This is a genomic window from Mycobacterium sp. OAE908 (assembly GCF_017872775.1).
GTDB lineage: Bacteria > Actinomycetota > Actinomycetes > Mycobacteriales > Mycobacteriaceae > Mycobacterium.
The window spans coordinates 2484119-2502904 of record NZ_JAGGJL010000001.1 but is presented as its reverse complement, the minus strand read 5'-3'; the positions used below and the strand labels follow the sequence as shown (position 1 = coordinate 2502904).

18 protein-coding genes, 1 pseudogene and 1 riboswitch are annotated in these 18786 nt (G+C 66.8%); of the genes and pseudogenes, 8 read left to right on the top strand and 11 right to left on the bottom strand.

Going from position 1 to position 18786, the window contains the following annotated elements; translation table 11 throughout:
• Nucleotides 1-291 precede the first annotated feature (291 nt).
• Entirely contained in the window at nt 292-978 is a 687-nt protein-coding gene (locus tag J3E61_RS12220; protein ID WP_210083720.1) for a slipin family protein, read from the top strand.
• Nucleotides 979-985: 7 nt separating this feature from the next.
• Here J3E61_RS12220 and J3E61_RS12215 read toward each other — a convergent pair whose 3' ends face one another.
• The 7 genes from J3E61_RS12215 to J3E61_RS12185 all read right to left on the bottom strand — a co-directional run bounded on the left by J3E61_RS12215 (nt 986) and on the right by J3E61_RS12185 (nt 6871).
• Entirely contained in the window at nt 986-1744 is a 759-nt protein-coding gene (locus J3E61_RS12215) for an ABC transporter permease (RefSeq protein WP_210083719.1), read from the bottom strand.
• Nucleotides 1741-2649: an ATP-binding cassette domain-containing protein gene (locus J3E61_RS12210; protein WP_192725946.1), complete on the bottom strand. Its 909-nt coding sequence runs from the start codon at nt 2647-2649 to the stop codon at nt 1741-1743. Before J3E61_RS12210 ends, J3E61_RS12215 begins: the two co-directional genes overlap by 4 nt.
• A 13-nt stretch (nt 2650-2662) precedes the next feature.
• Nucleotides 2663-3421, bottom strand: a complete 759-nt coding sequence (locus J3E61_RS12205) for an SGNH/GDSL hydrolase family protein (protein ID WP_210083718.1) — start codon at nt 3419-3421, stop codon at nt 2663-2665.
• Complete coding sequence (locus J3E61_RS12200) at nt 3418-4176, bottom strand: thiazole synthase (RefSeq protein ID WP_192725635.1); 759 nt, start codon at nt 4174-4176, stop codon at nt 3418-3420. The genes J3E61_RS12205 and J3E61_RS12200 overlap by 4 nt, the downstream gene beginning before the upstream one ends.
• On the bottom strand, nt 4169-4366 hold the full coding sequence (gene thiS, locus J3E61_RS12195; protein WP_192725636.1) for a sulfur carrier protein ThiS: 198 nt from the start codon (nt 4364-4366) through the stop codon (nt 4169-4171). Before thiS ends, J3E61_RS12200 begins: the two co-directional genes overlap by 8 nt.
• Nucleotides 4363-5400: a glycine oxidase ThiO gene (gene thiO / locus J3E61_RS12190; protein WP_210083717.1), complete on the bottom strand. Its 1038-nt coding sequence runs from the start codon at nt 5398-5400 to the stop codon at nt 4363-4365. Before thiO ends, thiS begins: the two co-directional genes overlap by 4 nt.
• A riboswitch (TPP riboswitch) is annotated at nt 5369-5479 on the bottom strand. It overlaps the preceding gene by 32 nt.
• A 24-nt stretch (nt 5480-5503) precedes the next feature.
• Nucleotides 5504-6871, bottom strand: a complete 1368-nt coding sequence (locus J3E61_RS12185; RefSeq protein ID WP_210083716.1) for a 2-polyprenyl-6-methoxyphenol hydroxylase-like oxidoreductase — start codon at nt 6869-6871, stop codon at nt 5504-5506.
• Nucleotides 6872-6946: 75 nt separating this feature from the next.
• Between J3E61_RS12185 and J3E61_RS12180 the strand changes: the two genes are divergently transcribed.
• Nucleotides 6947-7618: a thiamine phosphate synthase gene (locus tag J3E61_RS12180; RefSeq protein WP_210083715.1), complete on the top strand. Its 672-nt coding sequence runs from the start codon at nt 6947-6949 to the stop codon at nt 7616-7618.
• Here the strand turns inward: J3E61_RS12180 and J3E61_RS12175 are convergent.
• Nucleotides 7590-8093: an NUDIX hydrolase gene (locus tag J3E61_RS12175; RefSeq protein ID WP_210083714.1), complete on the bottom strand. Its 504-nt coding sequence runs from the start codon at nt 8091-8093 to the stop codon at nt 7590-7592. The two genes, J3E61_RS12180 and J3E61_RS12175, sit on opposite strands and share 29 nt — an antisense overlap.
• Before the next feature lie 145 nt (nt 8094-8238).
• Here J3E61_RS12175 and J3E61_RS12170 point away from each other — a divergent pair, with 145 nt between their 5' ends.
• The 4 genes from J3E61_RS12170 (at nt 8239) to J3E61_RS12155 (ending at nt 13364) form a co-directional block, all read left to right on the top strand.
• On the top strand, nt 8239-9558 hold the full coding sequence (locus J3E61_RS12170; protein WP_192725641.1) for a hypothetical protein: 1320 nt from the start codon (nt 8239-8241) through the stop codon (nt 9556-9558).
• Complete coding sequence (locus J3E61_RS12165; RefSeq protein ID WP_210083713.1) at nt 9558-10511, top strand: glutamate ABC transporter substrate-binding protein; 954 nt, start codon at nt 9558-9560, stop codon at nt 10509-10511. The genes J3E61_RS12170 and J3E61_RS12165 overlap by 1 nt, the downstream gene beginning before the upstream one ends.
• Nucleotides 10511-12793 carry a protein kinase gene (locus J3E61_RS12160; RefSeq protein ID WP_210083712.1) on the top strand — a complete coding sequence of 761 codons (2283 nt, stop codon included), beginning with the start codon at nt 10511-10513 and terminating at the stop codon, nt 12791-12793. Before J3E61_RS12165 ends, J3E61_RS12160 begins: the two co-directional genes overlap by 1 nt.
• 181 nt (nt 12794-12974) lie before the next feature.
• Nucleotides 12975-13364 (top strand): STAS domain-containing protein, encoded by a 390-nt coding sequence (locus J3E61_RS12155; RefSeq protein ID WP_210083711.1) that lies wholly within the window; start codon nt 12975-12977, stop codon nt 13362-13364.
• Nucleotides 13365-13394: 30 nt separating this feature from the next.
• Here J3E61_RS12155 and J3E61_RS12150 read toward each other — a convergent pair whose 3' ends face one another.
• The 3 genes from J3E61_RS12150 to fgd are packed head-to-tail and all read right to left on the bottom strand — an operon-like array spanning nt 13395 to nt 17611.
• Entirely contained in the window at nt 13395-14525 is a 1131-nt protein-coding gene (locus tag J3E61_RS12150) for an acetate kinase (RefSeq protein ID WP_210083710.1), read from the bottom strand.
• Nucleotides 14525-16588 (bottom strand): phosphate acetyltransferase, encoded by a 2064-nt coding sequence (pta, locus tag J3E61_RS12145; protein ID WP_210083709.1) that lies wholly within the window; start codon nt 16586-16588, stop codon nt 14525-14527. Before pta ends, J3E61_RS12150 begins: the two co-directional genes overlap by 1 nt.
• A 12-nt stretch (nt 16589-16600) precedes the next feature.
• Nucleotides 16601-17611, bottom strand: a complete 1011-nt coding sequence (fgd, locus tag J3E61_RS12140; protein ID WP_192725646.1) for a glucose-6-phosphate dehydrogenase (coenzyme-F420) — start codon at nt 17609-17611, stop codon at nt 16601-16603.
• 35 nt (nt 17612-17646) lie between these two features.
• Between fgd and J3E61_RS12135 the strand changes: the two genes are divergently transcribed.
• Nucleotides 17647-18387 (top strand): MBL fold metallo-hydrolase, encoded by a 741-nt coding sequence (locus J3E61_RS12135; RefSeq protein WP_210083708.1) that lies wholly within the window; start codon nt 17647-17649, stop codon nt 18385-18387.
• Nucleotides 18388-18475: 88 nt separating this feature from the next.
• Nucleotides 18476-18786, top strand: a pseudogene (locus J3E61_RS12130) (hypothetical protein); the annotation flags it as partial.

The following is an 18786-nucleotide window of genomic DNA, read 5'->3' as shown; positions in this document are numbered from 1 at the left end:
GCGCTGGTCCGGTGGGATTCTTTTCCATCGGATCCCTCGGGGGCAGCAGGTGAAGCGGGGTACCGCGACATTTCTGCGCGTCGCCCCATGGGTCCGCGGTGGCACAGGTCGCATAAACCTGAGGTTCGACTCCTCGCAACTACGGATACCGCCTCCGGGGCTCCGTCGTCGACGGCCCTGCGGCGTTCGCCCGCTCGGACAGGGGCGCAACGCCCCGCCAACGACTACGCCCGGCGGCGGTATCCCCTGTGCGCCAACTGAACACACAAACGATCGAAAGGAGGAACCGCGATGAGCCTGACCAACCGTGTGACCGTCCAGGCGGGCTGGTGCGCACTGGTGTACCGCAGGGGCACGCTGTCGCGGGTCCTCGACCCCGGCACGCACCGCCTGTACGGCGCGGTGTCGGCCGTGCAGGTCGACTTGCGCGAGCGCCTGGTCACCTTGGCGCCGCAGGAGGTGCTGACCTCAGACGCCGTATCGCTACGCATCACCGTCGCGCTGCGCATTGCGGTCGCCGACGCGGTCGCCTTCGTCGAGAAGGCCGACGACCCCATCGCGGCCGTGTACCTGGCCGCCCAGATCGCGCTGCGCGAGAATGCCGCCGGTCTGGCCGCCGAAGACGTGATGCGCCGCAGCGCCCGCGTCGACGCCGAGGCCATCCGTGAAGCGGCGCGGCAAGCCGGTGCCCGGACCGGGGTCGAGGTGCTGGACGCCTACGTGAAGGATGTCATCGTCCGGGCCGAGATCCGCACGGCGGCAATGCAACTGGTGACGGCCAAGTCGCACGGTGCCGCGCAGCTGGAGGCCGCGCGCGCCGAGACGGCAGCGCTGCGGGCGCTGGCCAACGCAGGCAAGCTGCTCGACGCCCATCCTGCGCTGGCGCAGCTGCGGCTGGTCCAGCAGATTCCGTACGGCTCGCGAGTGGTGCTGGCGCTCGGCGGCGCCGATCCCGACGCGGCGCCTGACCCGGACTAACCCCTGGTCAGGCGTCGCGGCGGTGCACCACGACAATCGCGGCGGCATACACCGCCGCGACGACGACCGTGAAGTACACCAGGGAGCCGAACTCACCCCACGGCATGTCATAGACCGGGTAGAGCCACTGCACCCTGATGAACTGAAACACGTTTGCGAACGGCAGGTACGGCCCGGCTTCGGAGCCGATCCTTGGCAGGTTGCCCAGGATCGGCTCGACCACCAGCGGCCACAGCAACAGCACCGCGACCGCGCCTGCCGAATGCCGTAGCAGCGCCGCGACCCCGACCCCGAGCACTGCGGTCAGCGCCGCATACAGGGTGATCGCCCCGATCAGGCGCCACGTGCCGGGATCGACGAGCGATAGCTGCGTGCCGACGAGCGGATGGGCCATCAGCTGTGCCACGACGACCGCAGCAATCGTCATCGCCGCGGCGTACATCGCGGAAAACAACAGTGCGACAGCCGCTTTCGCGATGATAACCAGGGTCCGATCGGGGGTCGCCATGAAGGTGGTCCGGATCATGCCGCTGCGGTACTCGCCCGTCACCGTCATCGCCGCGAGCACCATCAACACCGGTACACCGAAGACCGCGACCCCTGTCGTCGCCCGCTCGGGCCCCAACGCCGCCGCACCGTATGCCGTCGAGCCCTGCAATGCGGCCAGGCCGATGCTGAGCACCGCTACCGAGGCCGCCGTCCACAGCACCGATCGGGTGGTGGCCAGCTTGATCCGCTCGGCGTCGAGCGCTGCGACCACGCTCACTGCGTGACGGCCCGGTATTCGGTCACCTCGTCGGTGAGTTCCAGGTAGGCCTCCTCGAGCGAGCCCCGTTGCTCGCTCAGTTCATGCAGCGTGATCGCGTTGCGCGCGGCGAGCTCCCCGATGACTTCGATGGCGGCCCCACGCACCACCAACGCCGCGCCGTGATCGGCTTCGGCCGTCAGCCCGGCGTCGGTGAGGACCCTGCGCAGCGTGTCCAGCTCGGGGCTGCGCACCCGTACCGTGTCCGCACCGGAGCGTCCGACGAACTCGGCCACCGTCGTCGACGTGATCAGCTTGCCCTTTCCGATAACGACAAGGCGGTCAGCGGTGTTGGCCATCTCGGCGAGCAGGTGGCTGGACACGAACACGGTTCGACCCTGGCCTGCGAGCGTGCGCATCAGCGTGCGCACCCAGCGGATGCCTTCCGGGTCAAGGCCATTGACCGGTTCATCGAAGAGCAGCACCGGCGGGTCGCCCAGCAGTGCGGCAGCGATACCGAGCCGTTGGCTCATGCCCAGCGACAGCGTGCCCGCCTTCTTGTCCGCCACGGCCGACAGCCCGACCATGTCGAGCACCTCGTCGACCCGGCTGATCGGAATGCGGTTGCTGGCCGCTATCCAGCGCAGGTGGTTTCGCGCCGATCGGTTGGGGTGCGCTTGCCTGGCGTCCAGCAGCGCTCCGACCGTGCGCAGCGGGTCTCTCAGGTCGCGGTAGGTCTTGCCGCCGATGGTGGCCGTGCCTGCCGTCGGATGGTCCAGCCCGAGGATCAGCCGCATCGTCGTCGTCTTACCCGCGCCGTTGGGTCCGAGGAAGCCGGTGACCACGCCGGGTTCGACCGAGCAGGTCAGATCGTCGACAGCGCGGGTTCGGCCGAACGTCTTCGTCAGGCCCGTCAACTCGATCATCGAGCCCATGATTTCAGGTTGCTTGGGCGACAACCAGGTCCGCGACCGCGCGCATGCCCGCCTCGTTGGGGTGTAACGGTGCCGGCCTACCCGGCAATGGCAAACCTGGTTTGGTCGCCCACGGCCGGGCTGACCAGGCGTGGTGTTCGCGGCTGGCATCGGCGGCCCTGACCCATCCGCAACCCGTAGCCGCGGCCGCCTCGCCGGTGAGGCGTTCCAGCGTGTCGGCGATCCGACGGCCCACCGCGACATCGGTATCGGCCAGTGGGGGCGCAGCTCCCGTCGGCGGCAACAGCGTCAGATAGTCGACGAACAGGACCCTCGCCCGCGGCGCTCGCTGGCGCAGCGTGCGACCGACTTCCTTCAACGATTCGGCAACCTCGGCCAGGGCCCGGTCGCGGGCCGCCGGATCCAGCATGTCGCGCACCACGCCGCCGAGCAGCGGGATGGACCGGACGATTCGCGGTAGTCCGGCCGCCATCAGCAGCGGGACGTAACCGACGTCGTTGCCTCCGATGGTCACGGTCACCAAATCCTCTGAGCCGTCGAGCGCGTCGGCCTGCGGCGGTGCCCCGTGCTGCGAGTCGGTGAGGATGTTGGCGGCGGTTGCGCCGGAATACGTCACGTCGACGAGGTCGAGGCCCAGCTTCGCAGCGACGAGGTGCGCGTAGTTGCGTGCCGACCGCCCGGCCCGAAACGGCGCACCCGCCGCCGACGGCCGGATGCCTGGACCTGCTGCCATCGAGCTGCCCAGCGCGACATAGCGTTTCATAACGAAGGGCTGGACGCCTGTGCCCAGAATCGCTTCGGAATCCGGCCCGCCTGCCGCGCAAGGTATCCGGCAGTCACTGCCGCGGCCATCGCCGCCGCCATGGTCGGTGGGTCGGCCGCGCGCGTCACCGCAGTGGCCAAAAGCACCGCGTCGCAACCCAACTCCATCGCCAGCGCCGCATCGCTGGCCGTGCCGATGCCCGCATCGAGTATCACCGGCACCCCGGCCGCCTCGACGATCATCTCGATGTTGTGCGGGTTGGCGATGCCCAGTCCGGTGCCGATCGGCGATCCGAGGGGCATCACCGCCACACAGCCGGTGTCCTCCAGCCGGCGCGCCAGCACCGGGTCGTCGTTGGTGTAGGGCAGCACGCTGAAGCCATCGTCGACCAATTGCTCGGCGGCCCTGACCAATTCGATGGCATCCGGTAGCAACGTGCGCTCGTCGGCGATGACCTCGAGCTTGACCCAGTCGGTGCCAAGCGCCTCGCGCGCAAGCTGCGCCGTGAGCACCGCCTCGGCAGCCCCGCGACAGCCGGCGGTGTTGGGCAGCGGACTGATGCCGAGTCGGTTCAGCAGGTCCAGCACACCCGTTCCGCTCTCGGCGTCGACGCGTCGCATCGCCACGGTGGTCAGCTCGGTGCCCGAGGCAACCAAAGCCTCCTCGAGGACAGCGAGATTCGACGCGCCTCCGGTGCCCATGATCAGCCGCGAACCGAACTCGCGACCGGCAATCGTCAACTTGGAATCAGCCACCTTGCACCGCCGTCACCACTTCCACCCGCGCGCCGTCGGTCAGCGCGGTTTCCCATTCCGATCGCGGCAGCACCGCCCAGTCGACCGCGACCGCGATGCCCTTCTCCGGAAAGCCAAGGCGTTCCACAAGTGCCGCCACCGTCGTCTGGTCCTCGATCTCGACGGCTTCGTCGTTGACCGTCACTTTCATCGGCTTGCTCCCACTGTGACATTCAGTTCGGCGGCGATCCGCTCGGCCGTCCACGGCGCTAGCAGGAATCCGTTGCGGCCATGCCCAGCAGCGACCAGGACCCGCTCATCGAGTCGCTCGACGATCGGCAGCCCGTCGGGCGTCATCGGCCTGAGACCGGCGGCACATTCGGCGAGCTCGTATTCGCCAAGCGCCGGAATCACCGCGCACGCGTCGTCGAGCAACTCCCGCACACCTGTGACGGCGGGCGCGGTGTCGCGGCCGTGCTCGTATTGCGTGGCACCGACGACCATCCCGTCGGCGCGCGGCACCAGGTACACCTGGCGGCCGTGCACCCGTGCGCGGATCACGCGCTGCGGCACCGGCATACAGCCGTGACGCCATCGCAGGCGCAGCACTTCACCCTTCACCGGCCGGATCGGCAAGCCGGGCCAAAGTGTCGGTGCGTCGATGCCGTTTGCGATCACCACGGCGTCGGCATCGGTCGGCAACACGTCGACCGGCGGCGCCCACTGCACACCCAGCCGCTCGCAATGCGCAGCCAACGCCTCGACGACGGCCCGATTGTCTACGGCCAGTTCCGTTTCGGCGACGAAACCATGTCGAATGCCTTGTGCCAGAAGCGGTTCCAGATCACGAGCCGTCGATGTCGGCCGGACCGGATACCCCTGGGCCGCCAACCATTCTCCGACTGTCTTCAGATCGGCGGCGTCAGCGCGGTCAACGGCGACCACCAGCGATTCGCGTGCGGTGACTACGTCGGCGGGCAGGCCCTCGAGATAGGAGTCGGGTCCCCCTTGATTCCACAGCGCCAGCGAGGCCAGACCGATCTGCAGCAGCCGCTCCTCACCGGGCCAGCCCTCGCTGTGCGGGGCGAGCATGCCGCCTGCCACCCATGAGGCACCGCGTTGGTCGGTGCGGTGCGCGCGGACAGCCCAACCGTCCAGCGCAGCGCGTCGCGCGACGGACAGCCCGATGACGCCGCCGCCGATGACGGCCAGTGAACGCACCTTTCCTCCTCCCTTCGCCGGCATGATCCGGATCAGGTGTGACGGTAAGGGCAGGCGTGCCCACTCTCAGTCCTCGGCCCAGGGGACTCCCGTGTCGGCTATCAACAGTACTCGAACATGCCCGACGTCATGTCGGAGTAAGTGCCTGCTCCGCAGCGCGCTGCTGACGCCGCCGCGGGCGGGCCGCACGGAGCAGCATCCTCGGATGCAGCAGCGTCGCGGGCGGATCGAGCAGGCCTGTCACACGGAAGAACTGTTGGGCAACGGCGCTGTCGGTCTCCGCGACGGTTTGCAGGCGACTGACGTACCTGTTGGAAAGCTGTGCGAGCCATGGTCTGGGGCCTTCCACTTCCGGAAGGCTCAGATCGGCCCCGACGGCGAACTGCCAGGCGACGCTGATGGGCTTGGCAGCCTCGCGGAAGTAGCGTCTCGCCAGGTCGTCCGCGCCTCGACGCAAGCACGCGCCGAGCGCCAGCGCTTGCAAGGCGGCCACCGTCATTCCCTGGCCGTAGACAGGATTGAAACTGCAGATCGCATCGCCGAGAACCACTAGACCGGCAGGGAAGCGGCGCATTTTGTCGTATCGCCGCCACCGGGTCTCCGGGTAGCGGTACCGGCACACATCTGCCAGCGGCTCCCCGTTGCTGATCGCACCGAGCACATGCGCAGGCGCAAAGCCTTCGGCGTAGGAAAGCATGTCGGCCAGCTGGCAGGGCGGTTCAACACCGGCCATGCCAAACACCGTGAACATCCACGTGTCGTTTTCGTATCCGAGGAAGGCCATCCCGCTGGGCCGGCCGGGAACGGCCCCGATCAGGACGAGCTTCTCCTCGAGTGTGCCCGGTGGGAGCCGCAGCAGTTGGCTCGAGTAAGCCAATCGCACCTGCAGACTGTCTTCCTTAGGCCTGCCGTAGCCCATCCCCTCGAGGAATACCGGCGTTCGCGAACCCCTGCCCGTCGCGTCCGCGACAAGATCGGCGGCAAGCAGCTGCTCATCGTCACCGCTATGACGACGGATCCGCACACCGGTTACGCGGTCGCTTTCCGGGGTCGACGCCAGATCGACGACGTCATAACCGTCGAACAACGCGACGTTTTCAATCGCGCGCAACCGTTGCCCGACAAGGGTTTCCAGCAACGGCCTGCTCGGAAGGAATATCGATGGGACATTCAAGGCTCCAGTGCGCGACATTTCGTGACCTGCGAACGAGAAATACGCCTCGGCCATGTCCTGATAGTCGAACGCGGGCGCCCCGGCGCCGACGAGCTCATCGGTGAACGCCGGGAACAACTCGTCCAGCACCGCAGACCCGCGTCCCAGCAGGGCGTGGACGTGCCGGCCTTGTGGGACTCCTCGGCGGTTGGCAGCGTCGGGCGGCAGCACGTCGCGCTCCACCACGGTGACGTGGTCGTAGAAATCGGACAGTACGCGCGCGGCCACCAAGCCGCCCATGCTCGCCCCCAGTACGACTGCGTGTTCCCCCAGTTTTGCCATGCTTTCACCATGTCGCTGCCGCTAAGGGCCGCCTAGCGTAAGCGAGTACTCGATTCCGGCCGCTAGGGTCGCCGTGTGCAAACACCCGGTGAGCGGCTGGCCTCGTCGTCGCTGTATCTCTGCACCGACGCCCGGCGTGAGCGCGGTGACTTGGCCGAATTCGTCGAGGCCGCGCTGGCAGGCGGCGTCGACATCATTCAGCTGCGCGACAAGGGCTCGGCAGGCGAGCAACAATTCGGCCCGCTCGAAGCGCGCCATGAGCTGGCGGCCCTCGAGGTGCTCGCCGACGCGGCGCGCCGCCACGACGCGCTGCTGGCGGTCAACGACCGCGCCGACATCGCGCTGGCCTCGGGCGCCGACGTGCTGCACCTCGGCCAGGACGACCTACCGCTGCCGATCGCGCGCGGCATCATCGGCCCGCGCCCCGTCATCGGGCGCTCCACGCACGACCGCGAGCAGGCGCGGGCGGCCGTCAACGAAGATGTGGACTACTTCTGCGTCGGACCGTGCTGGCCAACCCCGACGAAACCTGGTCGCCCATCGCCGGGCCTCGACCTTGTTCGGGCGACCGCCGAATTGGCAACGCACAAGCCATGGTTCGCGATCGGCGGAATCGACGAGCAGCGGCTGTCCGAGGTGCTCGAGGCGGGCGCAACGCGCGTCGTCGTCGTGCGGGCGATCACCGGAGCCGAGGACCCGAAGGCCGCGGCGCATCGGTTCAAAGCTCGGCTGGCAACAGCGGGATAGTCGCCGCGACTTGGCGTAGCTTTTCCCAGCTGGCAGCGAATCCGGGATGCAACGGCAGTTGCGCGACCTCGTCCACCGAGACCCAACGCAGTTCGGAACTCTCGCGGTTGGGCACCGTCTCGAGCTGCTCGGCGGCGTCGGCGATCACGGTGGTGTAGGTCCAACGGCTGCCGGTCGCCCCCGAAATCTCAGCGGTGACGACGGTCGTGCGCACGGTCAGCAGGTCGGCCGGCAGGCCTGCTTCTTCATGGGCCTCGCGTACTGCGGCCTGCTCCGGCGTTTCGTGGCTGTCGCGCGCGCCGCCCGGCAGGCCCCAGGTGCCGCCCTGATGACTCCACGGCGCCCGGTGTTGCAACAGCACCGCAGGCGAGCCGTCGGCGCCTGGCGCTCGCAGCAGCAGACCGGCCGCACCGTGCTTGCCCCAGAACGCCGCGCCGGTGTCGGACACGACCCAGCCGTCACCGTCGCCACGCACTCGTTCAGCTTAGGGAACACAGAAGAAAGACGTGCCCCTCGAATGCCCACACGTCACCACAACAACTCTTAGAATTCTTTTATAGTGTGGTGAAACGGTCGGGACGATAGCCGGAGAGCAGCGAAAAGATGAGGTCCGCGCGCACGTGACTGTGGAGTTGGCGCACCCTTCGACCGAACCACTCGCGTCGCGGTCGCCGACCACCCCCGCGCATCCGCGTTGGTGGTTCCTGTGGACCACACCGGGTCGCATCCTGACCATCGGCGTCGTCCTCTCGGCTCTCGTCATCGCCAGCGCGTTTGCCACGTCGACCACGATCAACGACCGCCAACAGGCGCTCACCACCGTCCTCAATCACACCGAGCCGCTGTCCTTCGCGGCCGGCCAGCTCTACACCACGCTGTCGGTGGCCGACGCCGCAGCGGCGACCGCGTTCATCGCCGGCTCTGAGCCGCGCGACGTCCGCCAGCGCTACGAGCAGGCCATCACCGATGCTTCGGTGGCGGTGGCGCGGGCCTCCAGCGGGCTGACCGACGAGCCGATGGTGCAACTGCTCGGCCGCGTCAACGCCCAACTGTCGGTGTACACCGGGCTGGTCGAAACCGCGCGGACCAACAACCGCGCCGGCAACCCGGTCGGTTCGTCGTATCTGTCCGAGGCGTCGTCGTTGATGCAGACCCAGATGCTTCCCGACGCGCAACGCCTGTACGAAGAGACCTCAGCGCGGGTGGATGCCGAAACGACCGCGTCGACAAAGATTCCCGGGCCGGTCATTCTCGTGGTGCTCGCGACGCTGCTGTTCGGCGCATTCTCGAATCGGTGGCTCGCCCGAAGAACGCGTCGGCGGGTGAACATCGGATTCGTCGCTGGCGGGCTTGCCGTGCTGATCATGCTGATATGGGTTGGCACCGCGCTCGTCATCTCGACCTCGGACAGCCGCAGCGCGAAAGATACTGCGGCGGAGTCCCTGAAGACCGTCACCAGCCTCGCGATCACTGCGCAGCAGGCGCGGGCCGACGAGACGCTGTCGTTGATCCGCCGCGGGGACGAAGACGTGCGCAAGCAGTCCTACTACCAACGGATCGACTCGATGCAGCAAGAGCTGTCGGACTATCTGTCCCGCGACGACGCCATCGACAAGACCGATCTCGCCGACGCCGAACAACTGCTCAAGCGGTGGCGGGCCGCCGACGACAGGATCAACGCCTACATCGCCGTGGGCAATTACCAGGCCGCCACACAGGTGGCGCTCGGCACCGGCGAGGACGACTCGACGCCGGCGTTCGACAAGCTCGACACCGCGCTCACCAAGGGCATCGAGGAAAGCCGCAACCAGTTGCGCAATGACATTCTCAATGCCCGCAGGGTGCTCTCGGGTGCGACGGTCGGCGCGGCAGCGCTGTCGGTCGCCGCCGCGTTGGCGGTGGCGCTGGGGTTGTGGCCGAGGCTAAGCGAGTATCGGTGATGAAGAGACTTTGGGTCCTCGCGGCCGTGGCGGTGCTCAGCGGTTGCGCACAGGGGGCCGCGGTGATGCCGGCGCCAGGCGTCACGCTCGCACCGCCGACGCCGGCCGGCCTGCAGGAACTGCCGCCGGTCGCGGCGAAGGCACCATCCGCGCAAGGTGACTGCAACCGCACAGCCAGCCTGCGCCCGTTCAACACCAAAGCCGAGGCCGACGCCGCCGTCGCCAACATCCGCAACCGCGGCAGACTCATCGTCGGCCTCGACATCGGCAGCAACCTGTTCTCCTTCCGCGATCCGATCACGGGTGAGATCACGGGTTTCGACGTCGACATCGCCGGCGAGATCGCGCGCGACATCTTCGGCAGCCCCTCGCAAGTCGAGTACCGCATCCTGTCGTCGGCCGACCGCATCGCCGCGCTGCAGAACAATCAGGTCGACGTGGTCGTCAAGACGATGACCATCACGTGTGAGCGCAAGAAGCAGGTCGGTTTCTCGACGGTGTATTTGAATGCCAACCAACGGATTCTGGCCGCGCGGGATTCGTCGATTTCGCAACCGTCGGACCTGTCGGGCAAGCGGGTGTGCGTCGCGAAGGGCACCACGTCCTTGGACCGCATACAACAGATCAGCCCGCCGCCGATCATCGTCGGCGTGGTGACGTGGGCCGACTGCCTGGTGGCGCTGCAGCAGCGGCAGGTCGACGCCGTCAGCACCGACGACTCGATCCTGGCCGGCCTGGTGTCCCAGGATCCATACCTGCACATCGTCGGCCCGAGCCTGAACGAACAGCCCTACGGCATCGGCGTGAACCTGCAGAACCCCGGGCTGGTGCGGTTCGTCAACGGCACGCTGGAGCGGATCCGCCGCGACGGCACCTGGTACACGTTGTACCGCAAGTGGTTAACGGTCCTCGGTCCCGCACCGGCGCCGCCAGTCGCGAGGTATTCGGACTGATGGCCGAGGCGAAGGATTACGAAGAACGTCCGGGCACACCGTCGAACGAGCCGACAGTCGGGACCCAGCCGGCCACGTTCGACGACCTCGGGATGGATTCCGGGTCGACGATTCGCCCGATGGCGACCCAGGCCATCTTCCGTCCGCACCTCGACGACGACCTCGACAGCACGTCGGTCGGCACGGAGGACACCGAACCGCACGATCACCTGACGATGATGACGCGTGCGTTGTCACCGACGCGCCGCCTCGGCGGCGGCCTGGTGGAGATCCCGCGCGTACCCGCCAAGGATCCGCTCCAAGCACTGATGACGAATCCCGTTGTCGCCGAGTCGAAACGGTTCTGCTGGAACTGTGGCCGCCCGGTTGGCCGGTCGACGCCCGACGGCCACGCGCTGTCGGAGGGCTGGTGCCCCCACTGCGGCAGCGCGTATTCGTTCCTGCCTCAACTGAGCCCGGGCGACGAGGTGGCCGATCAGTATGTGATCAAGGGCTGCATTGCGCACGGTGGACTGGGCTGGGTGTATCTCGCCTACGACAAGAACGTCAACGATCGACCCGTCGTGCTCAAGGGCCTGGTGCACGCCGGTGACGCCGAGGCGCAGACCATCGCGATGGCCGAGCGCCAATTCCTCGCCGAGGTAACGCATCCCGGCATCGTGAAGATCTACAACTTCGTCGAGCACAACGACAAGCACGGCAACCCGGTCGGCTACATCGTGATGGAGTATGTCGGCGGGACATCGCTCAAGCAGGCCAAAGGCGACCGGCTGCCGGTGGCCGAAGCCATCGGCTTCATGATGGAAATCCTTCCCGCGCTTGGTTATCTGCATTCCATCGGGCTGGTCTACAACGACCTCAAGCCGGAAAACATCATGGTGACCGAGGATCAGCTGAAGCTGATCGACCTCGGCGCGGTGTCGACCATCAACTCGTTCGGGTACCTGTACGGCACACCGGGTTTCCAGGCACCGGAGATCGTGCGGACGGGCCCTACCGTGCAGACCGACATCTACACCGTTGGCCGCACGCTGGCAGCCCTGACGCTGAACCTGCGTACTCGCAAGGGCCGCTACGTCGACGGCCTGCCGGAGGACGACCCGGTGCTGCGCGAGTACGACTCGTTCGGCCGGCTGCTGCACCGCGCCATCGACCCTGACCCGCGCCGCAGATTCGCCAGCGCCGAGGAGATGTCCGGACAGTTGCTCGGTGTGCTGCGCGAAGTGGTGGCACAAGACACCGGGGTACCGCGGCCGGGCCTGTCTACGGTGTTCTCACCGACGAGGTCGACATTCGGGGTCGATCTGCTGGTGTCGCACACCGACGTGTACCTCGACGGGCAGGTGCACTCCGAGAAGCTGACCGCGCAGGAGATCGTGAAAGCGTTTCCCGTGCCGTTGGTCGATCCGGCCGACGTGGGCGCGCCCGTGCTGTCGGCCAGTGTGTTGAGCCAGCCGGTGCAGACGCTGGACCAACTGCGGGCGGCGAGGCATGGGTCGCTCGACTCTGAGGGCATCGACCTGTCCGAGTCGGTGGAGCTGCCCCTGATGGAGGTCCGTGCACTGCTCGACCTCGGCGACGTGGCAAAGGCCACCCGCAAGCTCGACGACCTCGCGGGCCGGGTCGGCTGGCGGTGGCGGCTCGTCTGGTTCCGCGCGGTGGCCGAGATGCTGTCGGCCGATTATGAGTCGGCGACGAAGCATTTCACCGAGGTGCTGGACACCCTGCCCGGGGAGCTGGCGCCAAAGCTGGCGCTGGCCGCGACGGCCGAGCTGGCGGGTAACGCCGATGAGCGCAAGTTCTACAACACCGTGTGGAGCACCGACAACGGTGTGATCTCGGCGGGCTTCGGTCTGGCCCGTGCTCAGTCCGCGGAAGGCGATCGGGACGCGGCTGTGCGGACTCTGGACGAAGTACCCGCTACCTCAAGGCATTTCACGACGGCGCGGTTGACCAGTGCGGTGACGCTGCTGTCGGGCAGGTCGATGAATGAGGTGACAGAACAACACATCCGGGACGCGGCGCGCCGCGTGGAAGCGCTGCCCGACACCGAGCCTCGGGTGTTGCAGATCCGCGCGCTGGTCCTGGGCACCGCGATGGACTGGCTGGCCGACAACACCGCAAGCACCAACCACATACTTGGCTTCCCGTTCACTGAACACGGCCTGCAGCTGGGCGTGGAGGCCTCGCTGCGCAGCCTGGCCCGGGTCGCACCGACGCAGGCGCACCGCTACGCACTGGTGGATCTGGCAAATAGTGTGCGGCCGACCAGCACTTTCTAGAAATATCAATGATCAGGCTGCGGATTTCGTAGTAGGCTCTGTACAGGTTGAGTTAACAGCCCACTGGTGGCGTCATAGGCACGTAGGGCTGAATCCCAAGTGCAACGGCTTTGAGACGTAGGGCCCAATTCCTGACGGCACCCCAGTACGAATATCGATTTTCGACTGAGGGAGGCCTCCTTTGCCTGCAATAGGTACCTGTCGTGTACTCCGCCCAGACCCGCAGTCCGTCGACCGCCCTGAAGAGCACCACCGAGCGACCTTCTCCGCGTCGCGACAGCCCGACAAGACGGTCGTCGTGACGGTCAGCGGCGAAGTCGACGCGGCCAACAGCCGTGCCCTTTCCGACTACGTCGAGCGCCAAATCGCGGGCTGCCCGCAGTTGGTGCTTGACCTGTCGGGGGTCGGCTTCTTCGGCACCGCCGGGTTCGCCACGCTGCACCACGTCAACGTGATCTGCGCCCAGTACCGCGCCTCGTGGGTGTTGGTCGTGGCACCAGAACTGCGACGTTTCCTCAAGATCTGCGACCCCGACGACATCCTGCCGCTCGCGGATTCAGTCCCGCACTAGCCGCAACGACCGTGGGAAGGGCGTTTCGCCCTAGCCCTGGTCGATCACCTGCACGCACGCCCGGGCGATCGCGAGCTCCTCGTTGGTGGGGATAACGAGGACCGCGGTGCGCGAGCTGTCGGCCGAGATGAGGCGGGCAGACTTCGACGGGCTGGCATTGAGATCGTCATCCAGCTCGATGCCCAGCCCCGCCATTCCCGAAAGCGCATCGCGCCGCACCGCCACGTCATTCTCGCCCACCCCCGCGGTGAACGCGATGGCGTGGGTGGTGCCGAGCAGCGCCAGATAAGCGCCGACGTACTTGCGCAGCCGATGGATATAGACGTCGTACGCCAATTGCGCTGCGCTGTCCCCGGATTCGATGCGCTGATGCAGCACCCGGAAGTCGATTTCGCCGCCGAGGCCACGCACTCCTGACTGCTTGTTGAGCATCGTCTCGATGTCGTCGACGCTCATGCCCGCAGCGCGCCACAGGTACATGATCACGCCGGGGTCGATGTCGCCGGACCTGGTGCCCATCACCAACCCCTCCATCGGCGTGAGGCCCATCGAGGTGTCCACGGGCCGGCCGCCGACGATCGCCGATGCTGACGCGCCGTTGCCCAGGTGCAGCACGATCTGGTTCATCTCTGCCAGTGGCACCTGGAGAAACGCCGCCGTTTGTTCGCTCACGTACTGGTGCGAAGTGCCGTGAAACCCGTAGCGCCGGATGTGCCACCGCTCGGCGATGTCCCGATCGATGGCATACGTCGCCGCCGCAGGCGGCAGGTCGTGGAAGAACGCCGTATCGAATACGGCGACGTGCGGCAGGTCCGGTAGCGCCTTGCGAGCCACCTGAATGCCAAGAACCGCGGGCGGGTTGTGCAGCGGCGCAAGCGAAGACAGCTTTTCCAGCTTGCCGATCAACTCATCGTCGACGACCGTCGGCCGGTACAGGTCCTGGCCGCCGTGCACCACCCGATGCCCCACCGCGACCAGTCCGTCCAAATGGTGGGCCAGCTCGTCGAACACGATCCGCATCGCCGCCGAGTGGTCGGCAACGTCCGAATCACCGATGCGCTCGACGATCCCTTCGGCGATCTCGGCGGCCGAATCCGCGTCGACCACCGCATATTTCAGTGACGATGAGCCCGAGTTGAGCACCAGGACGGTTCCCGACATCACGTGCCCTGCGCCTGGATCGCGGTGATCGCGACGGTGTTGACGATGTCCTCGACCAGCGCGCCGCGGGACAGGTCGTTGACGGGTTTGTTCAGCCCCTGCAACACCGGGCCGATCGCGATCGCGCCCGCGCTGCGCTGCACCGCCTTGTAGGTGTTGTTGCCGGTGTTGAGGTCCGGGAAGATCAGCACGGTCGCCCGGCCCGCCACCTTCGAGTCGGGCATCTTTGTCTTGGCCACCGAGGGTTCCACCGCGGCGTCGTACTGGATCGGCCCCTCGACAAGCAGATCGGGGTCCCGTTTGCGCACCAGTTCCGTTGCGGTTCTTACCTTGTCGACGTCGGCGCCGGTTCCGCTGGTGCCTGTCGAATACGACAGCATCGCCACCCGAGGGTCGATGCCGAACTGCGCGGCGGTGCGTGCCGAGGAGATCGCAATGTCGGCCAGTTGCTCAGACGTCGGGTCGGGCACGATCGCACAGTCACCGTAGGCCAGCACCCGGTCGGCCAGACACATCAGGAAGATGCTCGACACCGTCGACACGTCGGGCAGCGTCTTGATGATCTCGAACGCGGGCCGCACGGTGTGCGCCGTGGTGTGGGTGGCGCCCGACACCATGCCGTCGACCATGTCGTTGTGCACCAGCATGGTGCCGAAATACGAGACGTCGTGGATGATTTCGCGGGCCTGCTCGACGGTGACGCCCTTGTGCTTGCGGAGCTCGGCATACTGCTCGGCGAATTTGTCGCAGAGTTCGCTGGTGCGCGGATTGAGCACCGCCGCCGGTGACAGGTCAACACCGAGTTCGGCGGCACGAGCGCGGATCTGCTGCTCCTCGCCGAGGATCGTCAGGTCGGCAACGCCACGCTGAAGCAGTCGCCCCGCTGCCTTGAGGATGCGATCGTCCTCACCTTCGGGCAGCACTATTCGTTTGCGGTCCGACCGCGCGCGGTCTTGCAGCTGATAGGTGAACATCTGCGGCGTGACCACCGAAGGAATCGGGATCGACAACTGCGCCAACAACTCCGCGGTGTCGACGTGGGCGTCCATCAACGCGATCGCGGTGTCGATCTTGCGTTGCGAGCCGACGGTCACCCGCCCCCGCGCAGACGCCACCCGGCTGGCCGTTTCGAACGTGCCGAACCGTGTCGTGATGATCGGCAGCCGCAGCCCGAGACCCGACACCAGCGACGCGATCGAAGGGTGCAACTCGAGTCCACCGTTGAGGATCACACACGACAACGACGGAAATCCTTCGGCCGCATGGGCACTGGCGACCGCGAGGACAACGTCGGAACGGTCCCCGGGCGTTATGACCGCGACGCCCTCGGTCAGTCGCTCCACCACGTGCTCGGCGGTCATGCCCGCTACCAAGACGTCCATCACTTCCCGCGTGAGCAGAGCCGGGTCACCACGTAGCAGCGAGCCCTCGACAGCTTCGCCGAGTTCGGCCACCGACGGAGCAACCAGGAGCGGCTCCTCGGGCAGCACATAGGTCTTGGGTCCGAAGCGTTTCAGCGCGTCGGCGATCGCGGACAGCTGAGACGGGTCACAACGGTTGGCCACCACGGCCGCGGTGTGCGCATGCTGTGCGGTGATCTCGTCGAGGCAGACATCCACGACCTCTGCGACCTGCGCTGGTGTTCGGCCGCTGGCTTTCACCGCCAATACGACCGGTGCACCGAGGTTGGCCGCGATACGCGCGTTCATCGACAGCTCGCTGGGGGTGGCGACATCGGTGTAGTCGCTGCCGACGATCAGAACCGCGTCACACCGGTCCGCGACGTGGTGGTAGCGGTCGACGATGTCGGCGAGCGCCGCATCGGGATCCTCGTGCAGCCGTTGGTAGCTGACCCCGACGCACTCGTCGTAGGACAGTCCCGCGGTGGTGTGCGCCAATAGCAGATCCAGGATGTAGTCGCGGTCTTCGCCAAGACGCGTGATGGGACGGAACACGCCGACCTTCGCGACCGTGGCCGCCAACCGGTGCAGGATGCCGAGCGCGATCGTCGACTTGCCGGTATCCCCCTCTGGCGAGGCGACATAAATCGCGGTGGTTGGCACGGCTGAAACGTATCAGCCGAGTCGGCGCAGCCGCGGCTCCAAATCCTTCTGGAAGAGCTCGAGGAAGCGGCGCTGATCGTGGCCCGGCGCGTGGAACACCAGGTGGTTCAGGCCCCAGTCGACGTAATCCTTGACCTTGGCGACGGCCTCGTCGGGATCGGACGCGACGATCCAGCGCTTGGCGACCTGCTCGATGGGCAGCGCGTCGGCAGCCTTCTCCATCTCGATCGGGTCGTCGATGGAGTGCTTCTGCTCCGCGGTCAGCGACAGCGGCGCCCAGAACCGGGTGTTCTCCAGCGCCAGTTCAGGATCGGTGTCATAGGAGATCTTGATCTCGATCATCCGGTCGACGTCGTCGGGGTCCTTGCCCGCCGCCTCGGCGCCCTCGCGCATGGCGGGGATCAGCTTGTCCTTGTACAGCTCCTCGCCCTTGCCCGACGTGCAGATGAACCCGTCGCCCGCACGGCCGGCGTACTTGGCCACCTGCGGGCCACCGGCGGCGATGTAGATCGGGATGCCGCCCTCGGGCACGTCGTAGATCGAGGCGCCCTTGGTCTTGTAATACTCGCCGTCGAAGTCGACGCGGTCGCCCAACCACAGTTCGCGCATCAGCCGAACCGACTCGCGCAGCCGCGCGTAGCGCTCCTTGAACTCGGGCCACTCGCCCTCGTATCCGGTGGCGATCTCGTTGAGCGCCTCACCGGTGCCCACGCCAAGGAAGATCCGGTCCGGGTACAGGCAGCCCATGGTGGCGAATGCCTGCGCGATCACCGCCGGGTTGTAGCGGAAGGTCGGCGTCAGCACCGACGTGCCGAGCACCAGCCGCTTGGTTCGCTCGCCGACGGCCGTCATCCAGGCCAGCGAGAACGGCGCGTGCCCGCCCTCGTGGCGCCACGGCTGGAAGTGATCGCTGACGGTCGCGCTGTCCATGCCATGCTCTTCGGCCGCAACGGCCAGCTCGACGAGTTCTCGCGGGGCGAACTGCTCCGCCGACGCCTTGTATCCGAGTTTCAGTTCAGCCACGGGTCCATTTCTACTCTCCTGCCTAGACTCGCGACATGGCAGCAGCTCTGACGGCCGTCACCGATCACGTGCACTTCGCCGAGACGGACCTGGTCAATTGGACGCTGGTGGCCGACGAGAACGGCGTCATGCTGATCGACGCCGGGTTTCCCGGCCACCGCAACGATGTGCTCGATTCCCTGCGACAACTCGGCTTCGGCGTCGAGGACCTGCGCGCGATCCTGCTGACACACGCGCACATCGACCACTTCGGCACCGCCATTTGGTTCGCGAAAACGCATGGCACACCGGTGTTCTGCCACGCAACCGAGGTCGGACACTCCAAGCGGGAGTACCTCGAACAGGCCGGGCCCGCCGATATCGTCCCGCACCTGTGGCAACCGCGTTTCCTGAAGTGGACGCTGGCGATTTCGCGCAAGGGTGGCATGGTGCGCGACGGGATTCCGAGCACTCAGGCGTTGACGGAGGACGTCGCGGCGGGGCTGCCGGGTAAGCCGATGGCCATTCCGACCCCCGGACACACGGGCGGGCATTGCTCGTTTGTGGTCGACGGTGTGCTTGTCGCCGGGGACGCGTTGGTCACCGGCCATCCGCTGCTGACGGGCGTCGGGCCGCAACTGCTGCCGAGAATGTTCAACCATGACCAGGACGGTTGCGTGCGCAGCCTCGGCGCGCTCGGCATGCTCGACACCGACGTGCTGCTGCCGGGGCACGGCCCGGTATGGCGAGGTTCGATCCTCGACGCAGTCGAGAAAGCAGCTCCGCAGACCCGTTAGGATTCGGCGGATTCCGCCCTATTTGCGCAGGTAAGTCGGTATTGTTCGGAGTGGCAATACGTCGAAGATCGTAAACCTGGGGGGGTTAATGCCCGACGCATCCGATGACCAACCGCCACGCCCCGACAGCGTCCCTGAGTTCTTTGAACGAGAAGCGCGCGAGGCGCTTCAGTGGGCCAACTCGAAATGGCATACCGACCGCGACGCGACAGGTGACCGGCACCCAGAAGTCGCGCCCGAAGTGGCCGAGACCGAGCCCCAACACCCCGAGATCGCACCCGAAATCAGCGAGACCCAACCACAACACCCCGAGATCGCACCCGAAATCAGCGAGACCCAACCACAACACCCCGAGATCGCACCCGAAATCAGCGAGACCCAACCACAACACCCCGAGAT